The organism is Pseudoalteromonas maricaloris, assembly GCF_024746855.1.
GTDB lineage: Bacteria > Pseudomonadota > Gammaproteobacteria > Enterobacterales > Alteromonadaceae > Pseudoalteromonas > Pseudoalteromonas maricaloris.
In genome coordinates this window covers 2,166,314-2,188,419 of the sequence record NZ_CP024625.1, presented here as the reverse complement: position 1 = coordinate 2,188,419, position 22,106 = coordinate 2,166,314, and the positions used below count along the sequence as shown (strand labels likewise).

The following is a 22,106-nucleotide window of genomic DNA, read 5'->3' as shown; positions in this document are numbered from 1 at the left end:
GGTGAATTACAGCAAGCTAACGGCCTGTGACAATGCTTCTTTTAGGAGTTTGTCATGTTCTTATTATCTCAAGTTTTGGTTACCGTTGCTGTTTTACTCGATCTCGCCTCATTTCAATTTATGAAACGCCAGCAGGTGTTATTGGCACTAAGCTTGTCGACTGCACTCACTGCAATTCACTTCTATCTACTTGATGCTACGGCTGGTGCTTTGCTTATGGCGGTTGCGAGCCTCAGATATCTGGTATTTATCAAGTCGCAGTCAAAGCGCTTGCTTATCGGGTTTCTACTACTCAATACAGTGCCACCTTTAGTACAGTTAAATGCAAATTACGAACTTTATGCTATTTTTGGTAGTGTTTTGTTGACGTTTGGTGCATTTATTCGCGAGCAGGTGGCATTTCGGTGTGTAATGATGTTAGGTACGGTGTGCTGGCTGATACATAATTGCTATGTCGGCTCACCCATGGCGATTGTGTTAGAAAGTACGTTTTTGGTGAGTAATTTGATTGGGCTAGGGCGAATTTATTTGAAACGTAAAAAGAGTAATTTGAAGGCTGAGTAAAACGCTCAGGCTAGCAGCCGAGTTGAAATGGATCCAATTATACTGCTGTAGAGACCAATTAGAATAAATTTAAAATATATCAAATAACTCAATGAATTAGGTGTGTCTTGTCTGCTTTCTAAGCTGTTTGTAATGAGTTCAGCGGTATCGAAAAAAGGTTGAAATAAAAAATTAATAAATAATTTCTATCTAAATCATAGTGTTATTATCTTTACATGCAATTATTGCATAATTAATATTGTATACAATATATCTATTGTGTATTGTTTGTTCGTTACCAAAAAAACACTCAAATCAATGGGAACAAAAGGACAACAATATGCGTAATAACAAAAAAACAGCGCAAACACTGTGTAAATCACTCACAGCATCAGCACTTGCTCTAGCATTGGGGACTACTACTGCATTTGCTGCAGATGGCAATAGCACTGTGAAAGGGAGCATCGTTAATGGTCAAGGTCTTGAGTTATCGCAGGCTCAATTAACCTTCACACATAAAACTAAGGGGCTGAAGTTTGCTGTACAAACTAATGGCAAGGGCGAATACATTTTACGTAATCTGCCTGTTGGTCGTTACAGCGTGTCAATTAATAAAGCAGGATTTGAAACCGTTATTGAAGAGGATGTTGAGCTTAATATTGGACAGGCGCTAATTTTAGACGCTCAACTATTACAACAAGGACAGGATATAGAGCGGATAGCGGTAACTGGTACGGCTATCCGACGTGTTGATATGGCCTCGTCAACGGCTGGCGTAACCTTTACAGACGCAGAGCTTAAAGTTATGCCAGTAAACACCGGCTTTGAAAGTATCGCGTTACTCGCACCGGGTACCGCTGAACCTGGTGGTAGTTCATTTCGTGGTGCATCAAGCTTTGGCGGTTCTTCGTCAGCAGAAAATGGTTATTACTTTAATGGCCTAAATGTCACGAGTATTCAAACGGGTTTAGGCTCAATTCGCTTGCCTTGGGAAGCCATTTCGCAAACCCAAATCAAAACGGGGGGAATTAGCCCTGAATTTGGTGGTGCACTAGGGGGGATCGTTAATGCAATCTCTAAATCTGGTGATAACGAATTTAACTTAGGGGCGGAAGTGAGGGTCGATCCTTCATCAAGTCATAGTTATCACGACTCTAATTATTTAGATAATGGCACCATCAATATAAATACCGAGCAAGATTATGACTCGTTCAAAGAACTGCAAATCTGGGCGAGTGGTGCACTCATTGAAGACAGCTTATTTTACTATGGTCTGTATGCGCCTCGACGAGAGGTTAATCGCTGGGCTGGGCAAACGACCTTCAATGACAGAAGCCGAGATGAAGACCGCTGGTTTGCAAAACTAGATTGGTTCATCAATGAAGACCACTCAATCGGCTTTTCAGCCATGAATAACAAAAGAGAATGGACGAGACAAACCTATGCCTATGATTGGGAAAGCGATGCGATTGGTGATAAGCAAGGTGTAGCGGCTCCCGGTGAAGATGGCGGTAAGGTATACAGCATCAATTATAATGGCTACTTTTCAGACTTCTTCTCGGTGTCTGCGGTAGTTGGTCGAGTCACTGAAAATGTAGAAAATATTGTCGCATCAACCGTACCGGGAGTTTGGGATGAAAGAGAAGGGACGGTAACATTATCGAGCCACACAGCAAGCGGTGTTTCTGAGCAAGAATTTATCCGTGACCAAGCGAGAATAGATTTTAATATCGATTTGGATTACCACTCCATTCTGTTTGGTGTCGATTATACCAAAGTGACAGTAGATTATTTTGAAGGTCAAAATGGTCTTGGAGACGCGGAAGGCTGGTGGACAATTAAAACCGCTGGTGATGGGAGTATTTCCGGTGCTGCACTTGGTCAAGATTATATTGAACGCCGAGTGAGGACTAGGACGGTTGATTCTGAGGTTAACTCGCTTGCTTTCTACGTCAATGATTCTTGGCAAGTCACCGACCAACTCGTGCTAAATCTGGGCCTGCGTTATAGTCAGTTTGAAAATACCGTCACTGACGGCAGAGCATTTGTTGATATGGATAACCAACTTGCGCCTAGATTTCAAGCGATTTATGACCTAAACGGTGATGGCGAATCCAAAGTTTTCTTTACTTACGGGCGATACTTTCAACCTGTGTCTGCCAACATGAACATCACTCAAGGCTCGGCTTCAGTAGAGTGGTTTGAGTATTTCGACCTAGATCAAGTCGACAGTGATGGCTATCCCGTTTTATTAAGTGATGGCTCGCCAAGTCGAGGGGAGATGCTTCGAGATAGACGCTGGCGCCAACGCGGAATTACAGAGCCCGGTTTGATTGCTTCCTCCACCCTTAAGCCGATGTATTCTGATGAGTTGACCTTAGGGTACCAGACCACCGTTTTTGACGATATGGCATTTGGGGTTAGAGCGATTTATCGAGATCTTGGACGCAGTGTTGAAGATACGGATGTCGGCCCTGTGCTTGCGAAGAAATTAGCCGAACTCGGTATCCAAGACAATGTCGGTCAGGGTTCTTACTATGTGCTAAATAACCCGGGTGAAGCGATCACCATGAGTTATGACTTTGATGGCGATGGCCAAGTCGATGAAGTGACACTCAGTGCGCAAGAGCTTGCCCTGCAACAAGCTGTGCGTAAATATCTGGCACTTGAATTTACCTTAGAAGGAAATATTACCGACAAGTTACGGATTAATTCTTCTTATACTTGGTCACACAGCTATGGTAATACAGAAGGTTTAGTGAAAACCGATAACGATCAGGCAGATCCTGGTTGGACAACTTCCTATGATTACGCGGATCTGATGGATCACGGCTATGGTAATTTGCCGAACGACCATCGCCATTCAATAAAAGTATCAGGTTCTTACGATATTACAGATGAGTTAACTCTGGGGCTGGTTGCAAGAACGTCATCAGGTCGCCCGACTAACTATTTCTCAAAACACCCTGTCGGTGTAGATAGCTGTGCGCCTGGTAACCCTTGGGATGCTTGCGTGAGTAAATATTACGGCCATGTTTCGCATTACGACGAAAATGGTAACCCAGCTCCTCGCGGCAGCGTTGATAATCTTCCTTGGGCAACCACGGTAGACTTATCACTCAGTTACTCTACAGATATTATGGGATATGACTTGTTACTCAAGGGCACCGTTTATAACCTACTAAACAGTGATAAAGCGCTTGGGATCAATGAACAGCGATCTTTAGATGGTGAAAAAGGCTTAATCGTTAATCCTGACTACGGCATTACAACGTTACGACAAACTGAGCGTTACGCGTCGTTGGTTGCTAGGTTTACATTCTAGTTTCCCTGGTGATAGCCAAGACTGGGTGCTATGCACCTAGTTCTTGGTTTAAGCCAAGCCAAGTGTTTGGCTTATTTCACATAACGGAGAGTATGATGACGTTAACAATAGATTTTGAGCATATACTGAGCCACGCGAAAGTAGTAGAGACGGTTGACATGCATACCGCCGGCGAACCGTTGCGGGTGATTGTCGGTGGCTTCCCTGAACCTCAAGGCAACACTATTTTAGATAAACGGCAATACTGCGTAGAAAATCTTGATCACTATCGCATCGCGCTGATGTATGAGCCTAGGGGTCATGCTGATATGTATGGTGCGCTTATCGTTGAAAAGCAGTTACCAGAAAGCGATTTTGGCGTGTTATTTCTTCATAATGAAGGGTACTCAACAATGTGTGGTCATGCGATTATTGCTTTAGCCACGTTATTTTTACAGCACAATCCTGCAAAGAAGCAGTTATTGATAGATACGCCTGCTGGGCTAATTACCGCATGGCTAAGAGATGGCCAAGCTGAATTTGCCAATGTACCAGCAGAGGTAGTGACACTTGATAAGCAAGTCAAGACATCTGAATTTGGTTTAATCTCAGTGGATATCGCATTTGGTGGTGCGTTTTATGCCTATATTGATGCCGATAAAATCGGTTTGGCTCTTATACCAAAAAATGCAGCTTACATTCAGCAGTTAGGTTTAACGCTTAAACAAGAAATTGCAACACAGATTAGCTTAGTGCATGACGATGCGCGCCTCGCATTTTTATATGGTGTGATTTTCTATTCCAATTCTCAACAATCGGACTCTGCTCACAGTAAGCATGTGTGCATTTTTGCCGATGGCGAATTAGATCGCAGTCCAACAGGGACTGGAGTCAGTGGTAGAGCTGCAATTCTTGCCGCCAGAGATGAGCTCGCCGCAAACCAACGTATCTTTATTGAAGGTATATTAGGATTGGGCTTAGATGTTTGTTATCAACTTAGTGATGACAGTAAATCGTTGATCCCAATAGTTTCGGGCACGGCCTATATTACAGGCCGACACCAATTTATTTTAGACGACCACGATCCATTAGTAAGAGGATTTTTACTACGATGAATGTAGATTACGCAGCCAGACAGCAACGCTTAGTCAATAAATTACAACAACACCAAAGTGACGCTATCATTATCTATGGCTACGAGAATATTGTATATTTAACCGGCTTTACCGGTCATGCAGCAACATTGTTGATGTCTTCAAATGGGCAACACCGACTCATCACCGATTATCGTTACTTTGAGCGTGCTTGCAATGAAGCGGTTGGAGTCGAAGTTATTTTAAGAAATCGTGATAAAGAAGCGTTACCTGATTGTATTTTTAGATTACTGGATGGGCCGCGACAGCTTGCATTTGAAGCGCATCAAATCAGTCACGCAGATTATGTCTCATTAAACATCAGTGCAAAAAATACCACGCTTGTTGCCGCGCCGCTGTGGGTGGAATCACTAAGACAAGTTAAAGATAGTGATGAAATTAACTGTATCAAACGTGCCGCCGAGATAGCTGACTCGGCGCTTGCCCATACACTGCCTTTGTTAAAAGTAGGGATCACTGAGCGAGAAGCGGCAATTGAGCTTGAGTATCAGATGCAAAAGCTAGGCTCCGAAGGACTCTCTTTTGACACAATCCTATTATTTGGTGCACGTTCTTCCTTACCGCATGGAAACCCAGGACAGACAAAACTTAACCTAGGCGATTTGGTACTTATCGACTTTGGTGCGGTGATAAGCGGCTATCGCTCTGATATGACGCGAAGTTACGTGTTAGGGGAGCCGACGAAGCAACAACAATCCATTTATGACACGGTCCAACATGCGCAGCGAGCTGCGTTGGCGCTAATAAAAGCAGGCGTTAACTGCATAGATTTAAATAACGCATCACACGATGTGTTAAGTCATAGTGACTTTTCACAATACGCAGGTGAGGGACTTGGTCACGGTGTGGGGCTATTTCTACACGAGCAGCCGTTTATTAAACCTGGGGTCGATCACCAATTAGAAGCTGGCAATATCATAACCATAGAGCCGGGTATTTACATTCCAAATTATGGTGGTGTGCGCTTGGAAGAAGATATATTGGTGACTGAAAATGGTTTTGAATGCTTAACCCACGCGCCACAAGTATTTCAGCTAACAAACTAAGGGATGATGATGCAAATTATTACTCGCCAAGAGGTCGCGGATAACCTCAACTATCCAAGCTTAATTCAAGCGCTTAAACAGGGTTTTGCGCAACCAGCAGGTACACCAACACGGCAAGTTTTTGAGCTAGATAATAGTCACAACAATCATGACGCTTTTGCTGTTTTACCTGCTTGGAATGCCGATGTGATTGGCGTAAAGGCGTTTACCTATTTCCCAGATAACAACCAGTACGATAAAGCCAGCCTTTACTCAAAAATCATGCTGTTTTCTAGGCAGTTCGGTGAGCCGCTCGCGCTTGTGGACGGCACCGAAGTAACATTGTGGAGAACCTCTGCTGTGTCAGCATTAGCCGCGGAGTATTTAGCACCTAAACATGCCAAACATTTGGTTTTCTTTGGCTCAGGCAATTTAGCTAGTTACATGATTAATGCTCATTTAAGTGTTAGAAATTATAGTAAAATTTCAATAATTGCACGTAATTCTGAAAAAGGACGCCTGTTGCTGGAGCTATTGTCCTCGCAGCATCAGGGAGTGGAATTTTCATTGTATCAAGAGGCAACTGCATCTGTTATTGCTTCGGCAGATGTGATCAGCTGTGCAACAGGCAGTCATACGCCTTTGTTCAATGGAGAGTGGTTGAGCGATGGTACGCATATAGATTGCATTGGCAATCACCATAAAGATTGTCGAGAAATTGATACCACAACGGTAACTAAGAGTCGCGTTTTTGTAGATAGTCGCGCCAATGTATTGAACGAGGCGGGCGAATTGTTGTTACCGATCAGTGAAGGTAAATTTAGCCCCGAGAAGGTGGTTGCAGAGCTTAGCGAAATGACTAAAAATAACCTAGGTCGAAGTAACGAGAACGAAATTACTTTGTTTAAGTCTGTAGGAACAGCACTGAGTGATTTAATTGGAGCGAAATTAGTGTATGACTTGGTTCAAAAATAAAGAGCACGGTAAAGTGTATGAAGTAACCGCAGTAGTCAAAGCTGCTGATAAGCGCTTGGTGAATCCGCTTATTTGTCATGAATGTCACATGTTGGTTAGTTATCAAGGAGTTGGTGGCGAAACGAAAAGTGAAAAGCTCCTATATGACGAGGTGTTTTACAAAGCGTTTCAAAACCACGATAGCTGTTACGTCATGGTGGATGACAATGGTATTCGCCATTATCATCCAAGTGAGTAAAGTGACTTATTCAATTAAGTGAACACAATTAGGTGAATAAGTGCTAATTTTTGACCTGGTAGAGTACAAAGTTGGTTGGCAAGGAAGGTTAAAAATTGTGTAACCTCTTCCGTTCCCATTGTTTCAGGGTGACGCTTGTGGTGAAAGTTAATGAATGCCTTAATCCAATATAGGTAAGTTTTTTCTGTTCTAATGCTGTAACCACGCATACGCATTTCCTCCTGAAGACCTTTCAGAAATGGACTTTTTAGACTAATGATAACTCCTTACCTTCTTAAGCTGTATATATACAGTATTATCTGGAATTCTCGGATATCAAGGGAAATAATGAAAAAATTTTTGCGCGTTTACGCATGAATAAATTTAAAATATTATTGTTTATCAAAAGGTTACTTATCTTTGATTTGAGATAATAGGTTTGGGAAACGCGCATGCGCATTTTTCCAGATGGTATATTTAGCAGAATGCTGATAAGTTCTCTGCATACTGATAGTTAACTGTGCGCGTTTTCACTGGTCCAACGAGGTAAACGCGCATGCGTACGAATAAAATGTTAGGCATATGGTGAACCCTGTCGATAATATTCAACCTGTAGATCAAGCATGTGAAGAATCCTCTTGGGAGATTATTTATCTTTTAAGAGAGCGTGGACACCTTAAAGATCCCGAATCAATGACTATTATTCAAAAATACTTACTTGAATGCTGTAGGCGAATCTGGGAGCTACTTCCTGACTCAGGTAGTAGAAAAGGTGTTGAAGCTGCTGAGAAACTTTGCAAAGGTGAAATCTCATGGGAAGACGCTATGGAAACCGATTGGTATTCTGAAGGTTCGGCTTTTTTATTTGAATACGGCAAAGATACTGACCCTGAAATTAGTGAGTATATTGGTCAAGTTAACTTACAAAGAACTACTATAGGTCGTTTACTTGTTCCACCCGTTTATATGGGCGAAATTGATATCAAGGAATTACTTATGGAAGCTGCGTACTTTGCAAATACAGCCTTAAATTATCCCGGTATTAGTTACGGAACTTCAAAATCGCATAATCAATCAATGCGTGAAATCAGTAAATTTTTACCATTGGATTTGTTTAAAATAATGGTACCAAATTCTTTAATAAACAAGTTGGGTGAAAATATGCCTAACAAGTCATTACAGCAGGACAAATAACAGTTGGCTTTGCTCCTGTGTCGCGATTTTAGCCAACAATTATTTGCCTCTGAATGAGGCGTTATGTTTTCAAGGAGTGAAGAAAACAAGTGACATCCATCACAATCAATCACAATTAGCATCCAAACTGAGGTAGTGAAGTAAAAAAGTATGTAAACACCTCAATCACTGGGTACAAAAACGTCTTTCGATAGGCCAATTTTTAGCACTCAAGCATATCTCTACATCAAAACTGAGCTATCGCGCACGACAAAGCGCTGCAAATACATCAGTAAGAAAATTCTAGAATTGAGAATGTGAGTTTTACTAAGCCAACAAGCGCTCGCAGTTTGTTAGGTTCGTCCGTCGTCGTTTTTGAAGTGTTTCGCAGTAAGCGATTATTGTTCGCTCTCGTCCAACTGCACCGTGGAATACCCGAGAAAACTGCGTAGTAAGTTTTATCCAGTTTTCCGGTTCTATATTTAATCGAGTAAGAATTGGTTGAGACTCAAAGATATAGCCTCGCTTGTCGGCGCGAATGCACTGGCCTGTGAGTTCAACTAATTCAATATAGGATTTGAGTTCAAAAGGCAGACCTTTTGGCATATGTTTTCGTGGGCTGCCAGCAAAGCGTAGTAGGCTTTTTGGTTGTTTTCCCAGCTTTGCATGGTCAATTCGCTTTTTGATGCTGGTGTAGTCTGAGGTTTCAGGCGTTGTGGCAATTTTGGCTCTAATGGGGTTCAAGTCTACGTAAGCGAGACAAGCAGCCAGTGCTGCTTCATCCAGTAATGCTTGGGATTTGAATCGTCCTTCCCAAAACCGGCCTGTACAATTATCTTCTTTATTTGCTCTACGGGCGATGTCTTCGTTAAGCACTCGCATAAACCAGCTAATATCTGCGAGTCTTTCTCTATATCCATCAACCAGCTCGTCGAATATCAATTGTTCCGATTCGCTGAGTGGTTCACCTTTAGTAAACTTTTGGCTTATCCAATTACCTTTGAACAACTTGTGCCATCGTATCACAATCGCTTTATCCGACAGGCGCTTAGCTTTTTTATCATCAACATATAATACAATGTGAGTGTGATTACTCATCACCGCATAAGCGCAAATATCAATACAAAAAACAGACCCCAACATCAGGAGCTTTTCTTCAACCCAATCTCGGCGGTGCTCGTATGATTTACCAGTAAATTTATCTTCACCGCACAGAAACGCACGCCTTACGCAGCGGGAGATACAGTGGTAGTATTTGGTGTCGGTTAAACTGATTTGTCTTTTACGGGCAGTTGCCATAGTTTGGTTTCCTCAATCCTTTGAGTGCAGAATTAAAGCTTAGGCGGTATCTTAGGAAGGTGCAAATTAGTGGTGGGTGTCAGCGATTTGGTAAATGCAAACGATTGAATCAAAATAGGAACTCAGTTATCGTTTGTTGATTACAAAAGCAAATTTGAAACGAGTTATTCTACAGGCTCGTTATGCCCATCAGGTTTTGGAGTGTTGAATGGATATAGATGAAAATAAAATAGATGAAGCAGCTTTAGCTTTATTACATCTCACTTTGCATGATTATGGCCGAGCTTGGAAACAAATTGACTGGGAAGTTATGAATAGGCTTTATGAAAAAGGTCTAATTTGTGATCCGGTTGGTAAGGCAAAGTCAGTGCAATTGACCGATGAAGGCATTAAGCAATCAGAAGAGTTATTCAAAAAGCTTTTTTCAAAATAGAAGCTATTGGTCATATAACAAAGCAAATTAAAAGCTCGGACAAAAAACAGTTGGCTTTGTTCGTGCCTCACAAATTTTAGCCAACTATTTTTAGCCGTTTATTTGCGGCGTTAGAAGCCTATGAGAACTTATGCCTCGTCGTAGAGAATTAAAAGGGGTCGCAAATAACCTCGCTGAATTATTGAGTGGTCGCAATAATGATTACTTAGGCTATTGGGCTTTAGGTCAGCTATTTTTATTTGCTCAAAAGCATGAAGTAGATATGATCTCGCTAGATTTAGTAAATTGTACAGGCGATATCAGTTCACCCTTATTAGAAGATATGTGCAAGTATATGAGCTCTGAAATTACGCGAATACTTAAAGCGCATAAGCTACCCGATGAATGGGTGAAATCAATTTCAGCTAACTTTAGCTTTAATCAAGAGTATCAGGAAAAATATCATTACTGGCGCTCATCGTTAGGCAAACCCTACTTAGTTCAAGTAGAAATTGAAACTGACTTAGGGTATGTAAATAAGGCTACTCAAGGGGGCAATGTACAGCCTCACGACCCTTTAAAAGAACAACGGAGAGGCGGCTTCTAACAAGGCCGTTAAACCAAGGACACAAAACAGCAGGCTTGTGCTCCTTCGTCGCCAATTTTAGCCAACTATTTTTAGCCGTTTATTTGCGGCGTTAGTTTGCAACCATATTTAAGCGCATAGAGGCACTATGGATAGAGTTAAAGTTGTAGCTATTAGCGGTGCATCTGGATGCGGTAAAACATCAACTGTCAGGCAACTATCCAGTGATTTCGATTGCCCTTTTTTACATTTTGATGATTACGTTCATAAATTCAGCTATCCACAAGACATGAAAAAGTGGCGTGAAAATGGTGCCGACGTATCCGAAATCAATACGCCTGATATGATCATTAAGCTTCGGCAATTAATTGAAGGCAATTACTCGTATATTTTTGTCGAAGAGCCATTTGGTAGAGCACGCAGCTGTATTTCTTCGTTGATAGACTATGTGATTTTACTTGATCAGCCTATGGATATTTGTCTTTCTCGGGTTGTTAGGCGAAACATTGAACACGGCTCAAATGATTCACATAGTTCAGTTCTTAAATATCTGGGTAATTACGAAGGGCACTTCAGAGATATTTATATTGAAACGGTAAATCAAGTTCGTAAAAACTGCGACCTAATAATTCAGGAAATTTGCCCTGTTTCAGTAAACGTAGATATTGTTAGCAAGTGGCTAAAAAGTAAAACAAACTAACAAGCGGCTGTTGTGCCCTTTCAGGGTTGGGACGGCCTTTTCGCCGCTTTGCGGCTACAAGTCCGCCCCAAAGCCGGGCGCTAGCCCATAGAAATTTTTATGCGAAACTCACCTAATACAGCCGATGACCTAAAACATTTTTGTCCAAAAATAAGTTTATTTGACCGCCCGCTATTCGCTCTTTTCGGCCATTAATCAGTTACGAGCGGTCAGATTTGGTTGAACTCATAACCCTAAACAGCCAGATCGTGTATGAGCCTGCGTCCGATCACTTCGTCGACGTACTCAAGTATTAAGCCAAATTAATGTAGTAGAGGCCGTAGCCCACGATAAATGCTGGCACTGCAGAGTAGATGGTGGCAAATAGCGCCGCCCTTGGTGCCAATGCTATCGCTGGAAATAACGCATCGCCATCGTTAGCAACGGCATTGGCTGCAAGGGCACTAAATGGCACGACGCCTTGCAGGTAAAGCGTTGTAACAACAATTTGGGGTCCACAGCCAGGTAATAATCCGACAAGAATGGCCACCAGTGGTGCATACAGCGCATAGTCTTTAAACCAAACCGCGAGATCAAGTCCTAAATACGCAGTAGATAGCTCGTAAAGCAAAAAGCTTGCAACCACCCAAGCGGTCACAAAGTGCGTGTCCTGTAGCACTCTAGTGAGTTTTGACGGTGGGTCGCATTCACCTTCTTCACAGGTGATATCTTTATAGCTTACGCCTTTTGAATTAAGTGCCCACACGCAAACAGCGAAAAGACATAATGCTGCACCAAGCCAAGCAATTTCTGTATCAAAAGGTGCTAAGTCGACGTTAAAAGCAATCGCGAGTGCAATTGCAAGGCTAGGCAGTAAGCATAGCTTCCACACCTTACGGCTTAGACTAAACGCACGGCTCGCGTGTAAGGTTTCTTCTTCGACCTCATTGATGGTCTGCGGGACACAAAAGTCGGGTTTATGACTTAAGTGCACACATAGCCCACTCAAGATACCCACACCAACGCCCATCGCGATGATAGTGAGGCCTGTCAGAGGCTCTTTGGCGAGTAGCAAAAACGCTGCATCTCCCATCGTCGCAGTAAGCACTGCGACAACTGAAGCAAAGCTTGCTTGTTTTTTGGTAAATTGGGTGACCACGATAATTGCACCACCACAGCCGGGCAGTGCGCCCAATATTGACGCCATGGTTATTTCGAGAATAGGGGATTTGGTACTCAGATAACTGAGATTAAGCTGTGGAATTCTGTCAACAAGAAAGTAGTACACGAGCAGGGTAGCAGCAACAAAGACGCTGACTTGAAAGAATGCATCGCTCAGCGCGCTGACCACAATTGGTCTCGCCGTTTCAAATGCTAAAAGTACAATAATAACGAGGGGTAAAATTAGCCGTTTGTTGAACAATAAACTCACCTTAGCGCCATGTGCTGGTTGAGAGTATCGAAGTAGAGATGAAAACATAAAGTGCAACCCGTGTATTGTCTAAGTTGCACTTTAATTTCATTTTAAATGAAAATCAATATCATTTGCGTTATTTTCTTTGGAACTCTGCGGTTGCTTTCCATTTTGGCCAAGCGTCTTGCTCAGAGACATCATAGCCAACTTTAAAGAACAGCTGTAGATCCTGTATCGCTCCGCTTAAATCCCACTCTTCACGGTAGCGATCGCAAGGCTGATGATAACAACCGCGCAATACTAAGCCCATACGTTTACGGTAGGTTTCAGTTTCTTCGTCACGTGCTTCGGTTCCACCACCGGCATACATGGCAGGCACACCCATGTTCGCAAACGCGAAGTGATCAGAGCGATAGTAACCACCAGCGGCAGGACGTGGATCCCCTGAAACGACACGGTCTTGCGCTTTTGCTGCGGTTTCTAGCATTTCATCGAGTTCTGATTTGCCAATACCAACTACGCTGATGTCTTTTACTTTACCCAATAAATTTAGGCTATCCATATTGATGTTAGCAACGGTTTTCTCTGCTGGAATAACAGGGTTTGCGGCATAAAATTTTGAGCCTAACAGACCTTGCTCTTCAGCCGTCACAGCCAAAAACGTAATTGAACGGCTAGGGCGAGTTGGCAGTTTAGTAAAGGCTTCAGCTACCTCAATCATACCGCCTGTGCCGCTGGCATTATCATGCGCGCCGTTATAGATCTGATCGCCTTTACGGTTTGGATCGGTACCTAAATGATCCCAGTGTGCTGAGTAGATGATGTGCTCGTCAGACTTTTTGCTACCTGGCAGAGTGGCGATAAAGTTATACGAAGTTGATTTTTTGATGGTGTTTTTGACAGTAACTGACGCGCTTAGGTTGCCCATATCAACGTGGTATGCGCCTTCAGCAGCTTTTTTCTTTGCGGTGTCAAAATCAAGTCCAGCCTTTTGAAACAGCTCTTTAGCAACGTCTACCGTTACCCAACCTTCAACCGCAACGCGGTCCATATTGTTATTTTCTTTTTGGAAGCCAAACTGTGGGCCACTCCAAGAATTTTCTACTACGCTCCAAGGATAAGAAGCCGGCGCTGTTTCGTGAACAATGATCGCACCTGCTGCGCCTTGGCGTGAAGCTTCTTCGTATTTGTACGTCCAACGACCATAATAGGTCATAGCTTCACCGGTAAATTTACCCGAATCAGGATTAGCAAAGCCTGGATCGTTTACTAGCATCACCACTGTCTTGCCTTTCACGTCTAGGCCTTCGTAGTCATTCCAGTCGTACTCTGGAGCATTTACGCCATAGCCAACAAAAACCAGCTCTGAATCTTTGATTGACTCGAGTTCACTGATACGGGCCGAGCCCATCACCATATCTTTTTTATATTCGTAGTTTTTGCCACCGATTGTTAACGTCATATTAGGATCGGCTTCAAGCGAAACAAGCGGCACTTCTTGTAAGAAGCTGTTGCCATTTCCTGGCTGATAGCCAAGCGCTTTAAAATGTTTGGTTAAATAGGCAAGCGTTAGCTCTTCACCTTTTGTTGACGGAGCACGGCCGCCAAACTCGTCAGAGGCAAGGGTTTTAATATGGGCTCTGAGTTGAGCATCATTAATACTATTGTATGCAGTATCGATGTCTTGGGGGCTATTGCTAGTGCTAACACAGCCCGCCAGCACCGCCATAGATAAAGCGCTGAGCGTCAGTTTAAGTTTCATAATTGCCTTTCTTTTACTTGTTAGGAACCCATAAGTAGTAACATAAAATGCGTAAAAGTTCGAGCGGGACAAGACGGCTAGAGGAGATAGAAATTAATGAAAATCCGTAGCTGGTATAAAGCACAGCACAATTTTTAATAATTACCTTACTTTTAGCATGCGATGTAGCCTGTTACGCTCATTTACAATTGGCTTTTGCCAAGTATCAGGCGCTTCAGTAAAATAGTCGGCTAATTGCATGATAAGTATCTCAATCAAATGAAAAAGTTTACAGCGCCTGAGGCGTGGCAGGTTGCATGTTTACATGCTGAGCCATTTTCCCATTTAAATCAGCTTTTTGACTTAAAAAGCCAACAAGACTGGCCAAGCCCCCAGTGGCTGTCTTCGCACGTAAACAGCATTAGCTTGCAACAGTATGATACCCGCTTTGTGGCCGATGAAACGATAGACTTTGGCGATAAATACTATGAAGAGATTATCTTTGAAACCCACCAGGTACCGACGCGTAGTCAAAATTGGCACGACTTATTTGGTGCGTTGATTTGGTGTTTATTCCCAAAAACAAAAGCTTTGTTAAATGCCCTACATATCGAAGAAATAGCGCAGTTTGGTTTAAAGCAGCGGAGTAAAAAGCGTAACGCGTTAACACTCTTTGATGAGTGTGGTTTGGTTTTGGCAATCGATGATGATACATGGCGTGATGCCTTTAAATCACACCAATGGCTGAATGTATTTTACGATAATCGCTCAGAATGGCAGCAAAACCTAAAGCCTTTCGTATTTGGCCACGCAAACTACGAGATGCTAACCAATCCCTTTATTGGGCTGACGGGAAAACTGGTGTGTATCAATGTTGATGCCGCATTTTGGCAACTTTCACTAAGCGAACAATATCGTTGGTTAGATGATAAATTGGTCGCACTGATCAATGACGGGCTGCTTGAAGACAATACCAAAATGTCACCCATTCCGCTGCTTGGGATCCCAAACTGGCATGAGCCACAAGATTTAGAATTTTATCAAAATACGGACTATTTCAGGCCGAAAAGAAGGAAATAGCATGATAGCTATCAATGGATTAAAAAAACGCTTCGCCCTGACTCGCGAACACAAAAAGAAAAAGAGTCAGACGGATCCTCGCGAGCGTGATGGTTTTTTTCACAGTGTAGAAGAGGTTAACCTGCACTGTGGGCAAGGTGAAGTACTTGGATTGCTCGGCCCCAATGGGGCGGGAAAAACCACCACTTTGCGTATGCTATCAACTGCGCTGACGCCGGATGCCGGCACTATCTTAGTGGATGGCCAGGATATTGTGAAAAAGCCAGTTGTTGCACGCAAAGCCATCGGTTTTCTGTCAGGGTCAACAGGGTTATATGGGCGTCTTACCGCCAAAGAAAATGTTGAATATTTTGCACGACTTCATGGTTTAAAAGGAAAAGCATTAAAAGCGAAATGTGATGAGCTGTTTCAGCGCTTAGAGATGGAGACCTTTTTAGATAAAAGGGCTGAACACCTATCGACCGGTATGAAACAAAAGACCAATATAGCAAGGGCGGTGGTACATAGCCCTAAAGTCGTGGTACTAGATGAGCCTACGACTGGCCTTGATATTATGACCACACAAACAGTTATCTCTTTTATTCGCGACCTCAAAGCATGTGGTACACCCGTTATATTTTCTACCCATCACTTAGATGAAGTCGCGTTATTGTGCGATAGGGTGTCTGTTATCGATAAAGGGATCACCTGTTTTGATGGCAGTTTGGCTGAGTTTAAAGCAAAGGGGCAAAGTGAAGAGCTAAATCAGGCATTTTTAAAGTTGTTAACGGGAGCACAGCATGTTTGAGGTATTTTTAAAAGAAATTAGAGAGCTGCTGCGCGACCGCAAAACACTGTTTTTTGTGATTGCACTACCGATGTTGGTATTTCCCGTGATTATGGCGTTAGTGGGCTTTATGGCTTCACAAGCCGCCATGGAAGCAAAGCAAGAAGTCCATACGTATTACATCGTAAATGAAGCTTATGCTGAAAAGTTCTCTGAGCAGGTTTTTTATCATAAAAGTTTTAAGAAATATGCTGGTGAGCTCAAGCTTGATAGCGTCGAAGCGCTGAGTGATGCGGTACGAAGAGGCGTGATCGATGTTGGGGTTTTTATTCCATCCGATCCGGTTGAAAATCTAGAGTCTGGCGTAAAAAGTGAATGGAAAATCGTGTTTAACGATGCGCAATCTATCAACTTTATTTATGACCGTTTGTCTAAACTTGCTAAGAAGTTTTCTGATGAACTCAGAGCGGCGAAGTTAACCTCACTGGGGTTGTCGCAAGCGGAGCAAGTGGCAGTGCTCCAGCCTATATCGATTACTAAAGTGGATACTGCTGACAAACGCGAAAATTTAGGCGAAAAGTTAGGTGCTTTTATCCCTTACATGTTAATTCCGTTGGTATTGATGGGGGCAAGCTATCCAGCTATTGATTTAGGCGCTGGAGAGAAAGAGCGTGGCACCTTAGAGACGCTGTTATTAACACCAATCTCACGCACAGAGCTGGTGTTAGGTAAATTTTTAACCGTATTGAGCAGTTCAATATTCTGTGCGCTTATCACGGTTTCCAGTATGGCACTGTGGATAGGAATTGCCAGTAGCTTTGTCGAGCTAGACGTGATTAAAAACGCCTTCTCGTCGGTTGCATTAATAGACTTTGTGTTGATTTTTGCGTTGTTGCTTCCTGTTGCTGTGATGCTTTCGTCGCTAACACTTGCCATCTCAATTTACGCCAGAACCTTTAAAGAAGCTCAAAACTACATGGGGCCACTTAGCATGGGGATCTTCATTCCCATTGTGATGTCTTTAATGCCAAATATGGAGTTAACCGCAAAAACCGCATTGATCCCAATTACCAATGTCGCATTAGCGATTAAAGAAATCATCAAAGGCACGGTTGATTATGGCTACGTCGCATTAATTTTTGGCGCTTCTGCCGTTCTAGCGGCGGGGTTACTCGTGTGCTGCGTTAAATGGTTTAATAAAGAAACCGTTTTGTTTAGGTAAAGCTTCAGTTAGGTGTGAGTCATTGAGAATTATGGCGTTTTTCTGTACGATAAACGCCTTGTTCAGCGTTTAACTTTTTGTAATTTAGTCTTCTACCTGTTTAGGTAGCTTGTGCAAGTAGTAGGTTTCAATATTAGTCACTCAAGGAATGTAGGATGACATCAACCACGGTACTTAAGTCAGTCAGTGAATCAGCTACTAACGGCATAGCTATTTTATTCTTGTTATCGTCGGTGTTGCACTTAGTCGGGTCAAGTTTTTTGGAAGCTCCGATCTACTTAGTGATTTCATTGTTACTATTTTCATACCGTAATCGTTTAATGTTTGACCCTGCACAAAAGCAGTTTGTTATCACTAAACAACTATCGTTATTGAATATAGATATTCGGCGAATAGACGAGTGTGTGATACCGCTTTCAACTGTGACAGATGTATCTTCGGGTGGTAACAAGCAACTCAATTATATTGGTATAAGTTATCTATCAGAAAGTGAGGAGCCTGCGGTCTATTCATTTTCGTGTTTGCGGCAAGCTGATAAACTCACCGCGCTTTTGTCTGCATCAGGTTTTGACCATAACGTTCAACCGACGGCGGGCGCGGATGTAGATAGAAGATCAGCTACGCGCTCAACTCCCACTAGCCTTGCAAGATTATTTCCTTTATTTATGAATCGCAATCGCGATATTGAAGCGCGATTCTCCGTGTTACGATGTGCACTACCGACGCCTAAGCATAAGCTGCATATTGTTTGGATGGTGGTAGGGGCTTTTGCTCTAATGACCGGCTTTATTCTTTACTCGTCACAAAATTACATAGCTGGTTTGGTATTTTTGGTGCTCACGTATTTGAGCTATTGGTTGACGTCTTTACTCATCAGTAATAAACACTATTTTGTTTACCAATCGCCCTGTAACCAAATTAAGGTTGAGGAAAATAGTTTGCTGCTACCTGCGTTACTGTTTACAGATAAACAAGCACGAGAGGTAAAAAAGGATGAAGTTAACGATATTAAGGTACACTGGAATACGTTTACAGTCAGCGACTTGGATAGGTTAACCGCGTCGACTCGTCGTAATCATGTTGTTGATTTGGTCTTTGATACTGAGTATGGCGCAACGGTTTCGCTTTCTGGTATGAGCGTAGAAGCCGAGCCACTCTTACTTGCGTTAACGCATTGGCAATATCCTTTGTCTATTGAGCGTACGGATAAAGCGGTGTTCCCAATGGTGAGGCACTTTCAATATGGTATTTTTGTGTTTATTTTGGGTACAATTGTCTGGGCAATGACTACATTTGTGATATAACGCACCTGACGAAAAGCGGAGATTGTTTTCATAAAACGTCTTTTTAAGTGATAAAGCTTGGGTAATTCCCCATTTTGGGCAACAAGTATTGTTAACCAACGGCGATTGTTTATTTCGAATATAACTTCGCTAAACATAAGTGAAAGCATATGAAGAAAAATCAGGATTGTCCTCAAGCGCTGTTTGAGGATATGTCGCGAAAGGAAGCGATACTAAAAGAGTTTAATTCGCTGAGGCCTAATAATAAGCGACGATTCTACCAGATCATCGGTATGCTAACGGCGGTCGTATTTTTAATTTATCGCTACCCAGAAATTATTGAACAACCCGTTTTATACATCTTTTTGATTTTAATGATGAGCTTAAGCGCAGAGGCACACGTGCAAAACAAGCGTATCAATAAACGCATCGATTTACTGCATAAGCTATTAAAAGAAGAGTGACCGAAAGAACTAAAGCCGCTAATTAAGCGGCTTCAACATTATCGGTTTTAACATTGTCAATTTCAACTACGTTGAGGACAGATTGTACATCTGACCAATGCAGCAATTCGATACGACCTTCTTGGTTTTCAACCAATGCCGTGCAGTTTTCTATCCAATCACCATCGTTGCAGTACACAATACCATCTACGACACGGATCTCTGGTTGGTGGATATGCCCGCAGATAATACCGTCGACACCTTGTTTCTTCGCTTCATGAATTGCTGCGTTTTCGAATGCGGCAATGGCCTCTCTGGCTTTATGCACTCGTTTTTTCAGCCAAGATGCAAGCGACCAATAATGACCACCATATAAACGTCGTACGCGATTGGTCCAGCGATTTAAGAAGAGTAGAAAATCATAAGCGGCATCACCAATGATACTGATCAGCTTGTTATATCTTGTTGCCGAGTCAAAATCATCACCGTGTAGTAATAAAAACCGCTTACCTGCGGAAGTGGTATGAATAAAGGTTTTATGCACTTCGACTTTAAAAAGCGTTTGTCCAACGTAGTTTCTGAAGGTTTCGTCGTGATTACCCGGTATGTAGATAACGCGTGTACCAGATCCCGCTTTTTTTTGTATGCATTCTAATACCTGATAGTGGGATGGATCCCAAAAAAACTGGCGTTTCATTGACCATAGATCAACGATATCACCAACCAGATAGAGTACATCACATTCAGTTTTGTTGAGAAAATCTAGCAAGAACTTCGCTTTACAGTCCTTGTAGCCCAAGTGTACGTCTGAGATCCAAATACTCGGATAGTATGTTGTTTTCATGGCTTGGCTCTTTAGCGTAATAATGACAATGCTAAGAGGTAAAGATGACAGTGACGGGGCAGTTAGGAGAAGCTAATATGACAAAAGAGCATACACTTGTATGCTCTTTTATTATGCAATTTACGTAGGCTTATTTGCTTTTAATTGCATTAACGATTGTTTCAACCGCAGATCCAATATCCAGCATCAGTTTTTCGCCAGTTTGACGATTTTTCAGCTCAACCTTATTTTCATCAAGGTTACGCTCGCCAATCACTAGGGTATAAGGAACACCGATAAGTTCCATATCGTTAAACATAACGCCCGGACGCTCTTTACGGTCGTCGAATAACACATCAATTCCCGCATTTTGTAGATCTGCATAGAACTTTTCTGCGATCTCTGGGATACGGTGAGACTTGTGCATATTCATTGGCACGATTGCCAACTCAAATGGCGCAATAGCAACAGGCCATTTGATACCGTAATCATCGTTATTTTGCTCGATTGCTGCGGCAACGATACGAGAAACGCCAATACCATAACAACCCATGGTTAATGTTTGGTTTTTCCCTTCTTCGCCAAGTACACCAGCTTTCATTGCTTCAGAGTACTTAGTACCAAGTTGAAACACGTGACCTACTTCGATACCACGTTTGATAAGGATTTTACCTTTACCACAAGGGCTTGGATCGCCTTCAACCACGTTACGGATATCTTCAACAGTATAAGCGCTTACGTCTCTGTCCCAGTTGATCCCACTGTAGTGAATACCATCTTTGTTTGCACCAGCAACAAAATCAGCCATGATAGCTGCGCTGCGATCGACAATAATAGGCATTGAAAGACCAACAGGCCCCAAAGAGCCTGGTTTTGCACCAATAGTGTTAACAATGTCTTCTTCGCTCGCCATCTCTAGCGGTGAATCCACTAGTGCTAATTTTTCAGCTTTCAGCTCATTTAAGTCATGATCGCCACGAACGATAAGTGCGACTAGGCCGCGTTTACCATCTTCGTCTGGTGCACCATACACGATGAGTGTTTTCACACCACGGTGTGGTTTAACGCCATGTTTTGCTTTTAGTTCAGCGATGGTGAAAGCTTCTGGTGTGTCAAATGTATTAAGCTCTTTACTTGGCGCTGGGCGAGCTTCAGTTGGTGCAAGCGCTTCTGCCTTTTCAATGTTTGCAGCGTAGTTACTTTCATCACTGAATGCGATTGCATCTTCACCAGACTCTGCAAGTACATGGAACTCATGCGATAGGTTGCCGCCAATTGAACCACTGTCAGCAATAACTGGACGGTAGTCAACGCCTAAACGATCAAAAATGTTACAGTAAGCTTGGAACATCTTGTGATACGTTTTTTCAAGACACTCGTCAGTCATGTGGAATGAATAGGCATCTTTCATGGTGAATTCTCGCGCGCGCATCACACCAAAACGTGGACGAACTTCGTCACGTACTTTCGTACTGACTTGATAAAGTGTGATCGGCAGTTGCTTATAGCTGTTGATTTCGCGACGTACAAGATCAGTGATCACTTCTTCATGCGTTGGACCAAGTGCAAATGGACGGCCATGACGGTCATTAATACGAAGTAGTTCAGGACCAAACTGTTCCCAACGGCCTGACTCTTCCCATAGCTCTGCAGGCTGGATCACTGGCATTAGCAGCTCAATCGCTCCCGCTTTGTCCATTTCTTCACGGACAATTCTCTCTACTTTGCGGAAAACTTTTAGGCCTGATGGTAGCCAAGTATAAAGACCTGAAGCCAATTTACGGATCATACCCGCTCTAAGCATTAGCTGGTGGCTTACCACCTCTGCATCAGACGGCGTCTCTTTTAGAGTCGCTAATATATATTCACTCGTACGCATTCTTATTCCAGTATAAGTTACTTATTGTTCTCTTATTGGCGGCTATTCTAGCAGTGCAGTAGCCGCTTAAAAAGCTTTAATACCTAAA

20 protein-coding genes and 1 pseudogene are annotated in these 22,106 nt (G+C 42.6%); 15 read left to right on the top strand and 6 right to left on the bottom strand.

The window, feature by feature from the left end:
* Positions 1–54: 54 nt before the first annotated feature.
* The 6 genes from CTT31_RS09475 (at position 55) to CTT31_RS09450 (ending at position 7,239) form a co-directional block, all read left to right on the top strand.
* Complete coding sequence (locus tag CTT31_RS09475) at positions 55–564, top strand: YgjV family protein (RefSeq protein ID WP_260491160.1); 510 nt, start codon at positions 55–57, stop codon at positions 562–564.
* Between the two features lie 319 nt (positions 565–883).
* Positions 884–3,868 (top strand): TonB-dependent receptor, encoded by a 2,985-nt coding sequence (locus tag CTT31_RS09470; protein WP_260491159.1) that lies wholly within the window; start codon positions 884–886, stop codon positions 3,866–3,868.
* A 95-nt stretch (positions 3,869–3,963) separates the two neighbouring features.
* Positions 3,964–4,962 (top strand): proline racemase family protein, encoded by a 999-nt coding sequence (locus CTT31_RS09465; RefSeq protein WP_260492405.1) that lies wholly within the window; start codon positions 3,964–3,966, stop codon positions 4,960–4,962.
* The gene (locus CTT31_RS09460; RefSeq protein WP_260491158.1) at positions 4,959–6,047 is read left to right on the top strand and encodes a M24 family metallopeptidase; all 1,089 of its coding nucleotides are present in this window, start codon (positions 4,959–4,961) and stop codon (positions 6,045–6,047) included. The genes CTT31_RS09465 and CTT31_RS09460 overlap by 4 nt, the downstream gene beginning before the upstream one ends.
* Before the next feature lie 9 nt (positions 6,048–6,056).
* Positions 6,057–7,001 carry a bifunctional Delta(1)-pyrroline-2-carboxylate/Delta(1)-piperideine-2-carboxylate reductase gene (lhpI, locus tag CTT31_RS09455; protein ID WP_260491157.1) on the top strand — a complete coding sequence of 315 codons (945 nt, stop codon included), beginning with the start codon at positions 6,057–6,059 and terminating at the stop codon, positions 6,999–7,001.
* Positions 6,982–7,239, top strand: a complete 258-nt coding sequence (locus CTT31_RS09450; RefSeq protein WP_017217477.1) for a hypothetical protein — start codon at positions 6,982–6,984, stop codon at positions 7,237–7,239. The genes lhpI and CTT31_RS09450 overlap by 20 nt, the downstream gene beginning before the upstream one ends.
* Positions 7,240–7,277: 38 nt before the next feature.
* On the opposite strand, the pseudogene CTT31_RS09445 reads toward CTT31_RS09450, so the two are convergent.
* Positions 7,278–7,496 (bottom strand): annotated as a pseudogene (locus tag CTT31_RS09445) (site-specific integrase); the annotation flags it as partial.
* 304 nt (positions 7,497–7,800) lie between these two features.
* On the opposite strand from CTT31_RS09445, the gene CTT31_RS09440 reads away from it, so the two are divergent.
* Positions 7,801–8,412: a hypothetical protein gene (locus CTT31_RS09440; RefSeq protein ID WP_248526265.1), complete on the top strand. Its 612-nt coding sequence runs from the start codon at positions 7,801–7,803 to the stop codon at positions 8,410–8,412.
* Between the two features lie 306 nt (positions 8,413–8,718).
* Here the strand turns inward: CTT31_RS09440 and CTT31_RS09435 are convergent, their stop codons facing one another.
* On the bottom strand, positions 8,719–9,690 hold the full coding sequence (locus tag CTT31_RS09435; protein WP_260491156.1) for a transposase: 972 nt from the start codon (positions 9,688–9,690) through the stop codon (positions 8,719–8,721).
* 208 nt (positions 9,691–9,898) lie between these two features.
* Here CTT31_RS09435 and CTT31_RS09430 point away from each other — a divergent pair, with 208 nt between their 5' ends.
* The 3 genes from CTT31_RS09430 to CTT31_RS09420 all read left to right on the top strand — a co-directional run bounded on the left by CTT31_RS09430 (position 9,899) and on the right by CTT31_RS09420 (position 11,388).
* A complete protein-coding gene (locus CTT31_RS09430) occupies positions 9,899–10,123 on the top strand; it encodes a DUF6429 family protein (RefSeq protein ID WP_099029137.1) in 225 nt (74 codons plus the stop codon).
* 130 nt (positions 10,124–10,253) lie between these two features.
* The gene (locus CTT31_RS09425; protein WP_069020693.1) at positions 10,254–10,709 is read left to right on the top strand and encodes a hypothetical protein; all 456 of its coding nucleotides are present in this window, start codon (positions 10,254–10,256) and stop codon (positions 10,707–10,709) included.
* 127 nt (positions 10,710–10,836) lie between these two features.
* Positions 10,837–11,388 (top strand): nucleoside/nucleotide kinase family protein, encoded by a 552-nt coding sequence (locus CTT31_RS09420; protein WP_260491155.1) that lies wholly within the window; start codon positions 10,837–10,839, stop codon positions 11,386–11,388.
* A gap of 292 nt (positions 11,389–11,680) precedes the next feature.
* Here the strand turns inward: CTT31_RS09420 and CTT31_RS09415 are convergent, their stop codons facing one another.
* Together CTT31_RS09415 and CTT31_RS09410 are read right to left on the bottom strand one after the other, a co-directional pair.
* The gene (locus CTT31_RS09415) at positions 11,681–12,847 is read right to left on the bottom strand and encodes a putative manganese transporter (RefSeq protein ID WP_260491154.1); all 1,167 of its coding nucleotides are present in this window, start codon (positions 12,845–12,847) and stop codon (positions 11,681–11,683) included.
* 70 nt (positions 12,848–12,917) lie between these two features.
* Positions 12,918–14,543 (bottom strand): M28 family metallopeptidase, encoded by a 1,626-nt coding sequence (locus tag CTT31_RS09410; protein ID WP_260491153.1) that lies wholly within the window; start codon positions 14,541–14,543, stop codon positions 12,918–12,920.
* A 258-nt stretch (positions 14,544–14,801) separates the two neighbouring features.
* Here CTT31_RS09410 and CTT31_RS09405 point away from each other — a divergent pair, with 258 nt between their 5' ends.
* The 5 genes from CTT31_RS09405 (at position 14,802) to CTT31_RS09385 (ending at position 19,337) form a co-directional block, all read left to right on the top strand.
* Entirely contained in the window at positions 14,802–15,602 is an 801-nt protein-coding gene (locus CTT31_RS09405) for a DUF3025 domain-containing protein (protein ID WP_260491152.1), read from the top strand.
* Position 15,603: 1 nt separating this feature from the next.
* Entirely contained in the window at positions 15,604–16,389 is a 786-nt protein-coding gene (locus CTT31_RS09400; protein ID WP_260491151.1) for an ABC transporter ATP-binding protein, read from the top strand.
* Entirely contained in the window at positions 16,382–17,590 is a 1,209-nt protein-coding gene (locus CTT31_RS09395) for an ABC transporter permease (protein ID WP_260491150.1), read from the top strand. The genes CTT31_RS09400 and CTT31_RS09395 overlap by 8 nt, the downstream gene beginning before the upstream one ends.
* 155 nt (positions 17,591–17,745) lie before the next feature.
* Positions 17,746–18,894, top strand: a complete 1,149-nt coding sequence (locus CTT31_RS09390) for a hypothetical protein (RefSeq protein ID WP_260491149.1) — start codon at positions 17,746–17,748, stop codon at positions 18,892–18,894.
* 149 nt (positions 18,895–19,043) lie between these two features.
* Positions 19,044–19,337, top strand: coding sequence for a hypothetical protein (locus CTT31_RS09385; RefSeq protein ID WP_039495974.1), 294 nt, complete (start codon positions 19,044–19,046; stop codon positions 19,335–19,337).
* 22 nt (positions 19,338–19,359) lie between these two features.
* Here CTT31_RS09385 and CTT31_RS09380 read toward each other — a convergent pair whose 3' ends face one another.
* Both CTT31_RS09380 and CTT31_RS09375 read right to left on the bottom strand, forming a co-directional pair.
* The gene (locus CTT31_RS09380) at positions 19,360–20,160 is read right to left on the bottom strand and encodes a UDP-2,3-diacylglucosamine diphosphatase (RefSeq protein ID WP_010604698.1); all 801 of its coding nucleotides are present in this window, start codon (positions 20,158–20,160) and stop codon (positions 19,360–19,362) included.
* Between the two features lie 130 nt (positions 20,161–20,290).
* The gene (locus tag CTT31_RS09375; RefSeq protein ID WP_260491148.1) at positions 20,291–22,018 is read right to left on the bottom strand and encodes a proline--tRNA ligase; all 1,728 of its coding nucleotides are present in this window, start codon (positions 22,016–22,018) and stop codon (positions 20,291–20,293) included.
* Positions 22,019–22,106 lie beyond the last annotated feature (88 nt).

Coding starts and splice junctions, on each gene's coding strand:
- CTT31_RS09475 (WP_260491160.1), top strand. CDS start 55: ATGTTCTTATTATCTCAAGTTTTGGTTACCGTTGCTGTTTTACTCGAT.
- CTT31_RS09470 (WP_260491159.1), top strand. CDS start 884: ATGCGTAATAACAAAAAAACAGCGCAAACACTGTGTAAATCACTCACA.
- CTT31_RS09465 (WP_260492405.1), top strand. CDS start 3,964: ATGACGTTAACAATAGATTTTGAGCATATACTGAGCCACGCGAAAGTA.
- CTT31_RS09460 (WP_260491158.1), top strand. CDS start 4,959: ATGAATGTAGATTACGCAGCCAGACAGCAACGCTTAGTCAATAAATTA.
- lhpI (WP_260491157.1), top strand. CDS start 6,057: ATGCAAATTATTACTCGCCAAGAGGTCGCGGATAACCTCAACTATCCA.
- CTT31_RS09450 (WP_017217477.1), top strand. CDS start 6,982: ATGACTTGGTTCAAAAATAAAGAGCACGGTAAAGTGTATGAAGTAACC.
- CTT31_RS09440 (WP_248526265.1), top strand. CDS start 7,801: ATGGTGAACCCTGTCGATAATATTCAACCTGTAGATCAAGCATGTGAA.
- CTT31_RS09435 (WP_260491156.1), bottom strand. CDS start 9,690: ATGGCAACTGCCCGTAAAAGACAAATCAGTTTAACCGACACCAAATAC.
- CTT31_RS09430 (WP_099029137.1), top strand. CDS start 9,899: ATGGATATAGATGAAAATAAAATAGATGAAGCAGCTTTAGCTTTATTA.
- CTT31_RS09425 (WP_069020693.1), top strand. CDS start 10,254: ATGCCTCGTCGTAGAGAATTAAAAGGGGTCGCAAATAACCTCGCTGAA.
- CTT31_RS09420 (WP_260491155.1), top strand. CDS start 10,837: ATGGATAGAGTTAAAGTTGTAGCTATTAGCGGTGCATCTGGATGCGGT.
- CTT31_RS09415 (WP_260491154.1), bottom strand. CDS start 12,847: ATGTTTTCATCTCTACTTCGATACTCTCAACCAGCACATGGCGCTAAG.
- CTT31_RS09410 (WP_260491153.1), bottom strand. CDS start 14,543: ATGAAACTTAAACTGACGCTCAGCGCTTTATCTATGGCGGTGCTGGCG.
- CTT31_RS09405 (WP_260491152.1), top strand. CDS start 14,802: ATGAAAAAGTTTACAGCGCCTGAGGCGTGGCAGGTTGCATGTTTACAT.
- CTT31_RS09400 (WP_260491151.1), top strand. CDS start 15,604: ATGATAGCTATCAATGGATTAAAAAAACGCTTCGCCCTGACTCGCGAA.
- CTT31_RS09395 (WP_260491150.1), top strand. CDS start 16,382: ATGTTTGAGGTATTTTTAAAAGAAATTAGAGAGCTGCTGCGCGACCGC.
- CTT31_RS09390 (WP_260491149.1), top strand. CDS start 17,746: ATGACATCAACCACGGTACTTAAGTCAGTCAGTGAATCAGCTACTAAC.
- CTT31_RS09385 (WP_039495974.1), top strand. CDS start 19,044: ATGAAGAAAAATCAGGATTGTCCTCAAGCGCTGTTTGAGGATATGTCG.
- CTT31_RS09380 (WP_010604698.1), bottom strand. CDS start 20,160: ATGAAAACAACATACTATCCGAGTATTTGGATCTCAGACGTACACTTG.
- CTT31_RS09375 (WP_260491148.1), bottom strand. CDS start 22,018: ATGCGTACGAGTGAATATATATTAGCGACTCTAAAAGAGACGCCGTCT.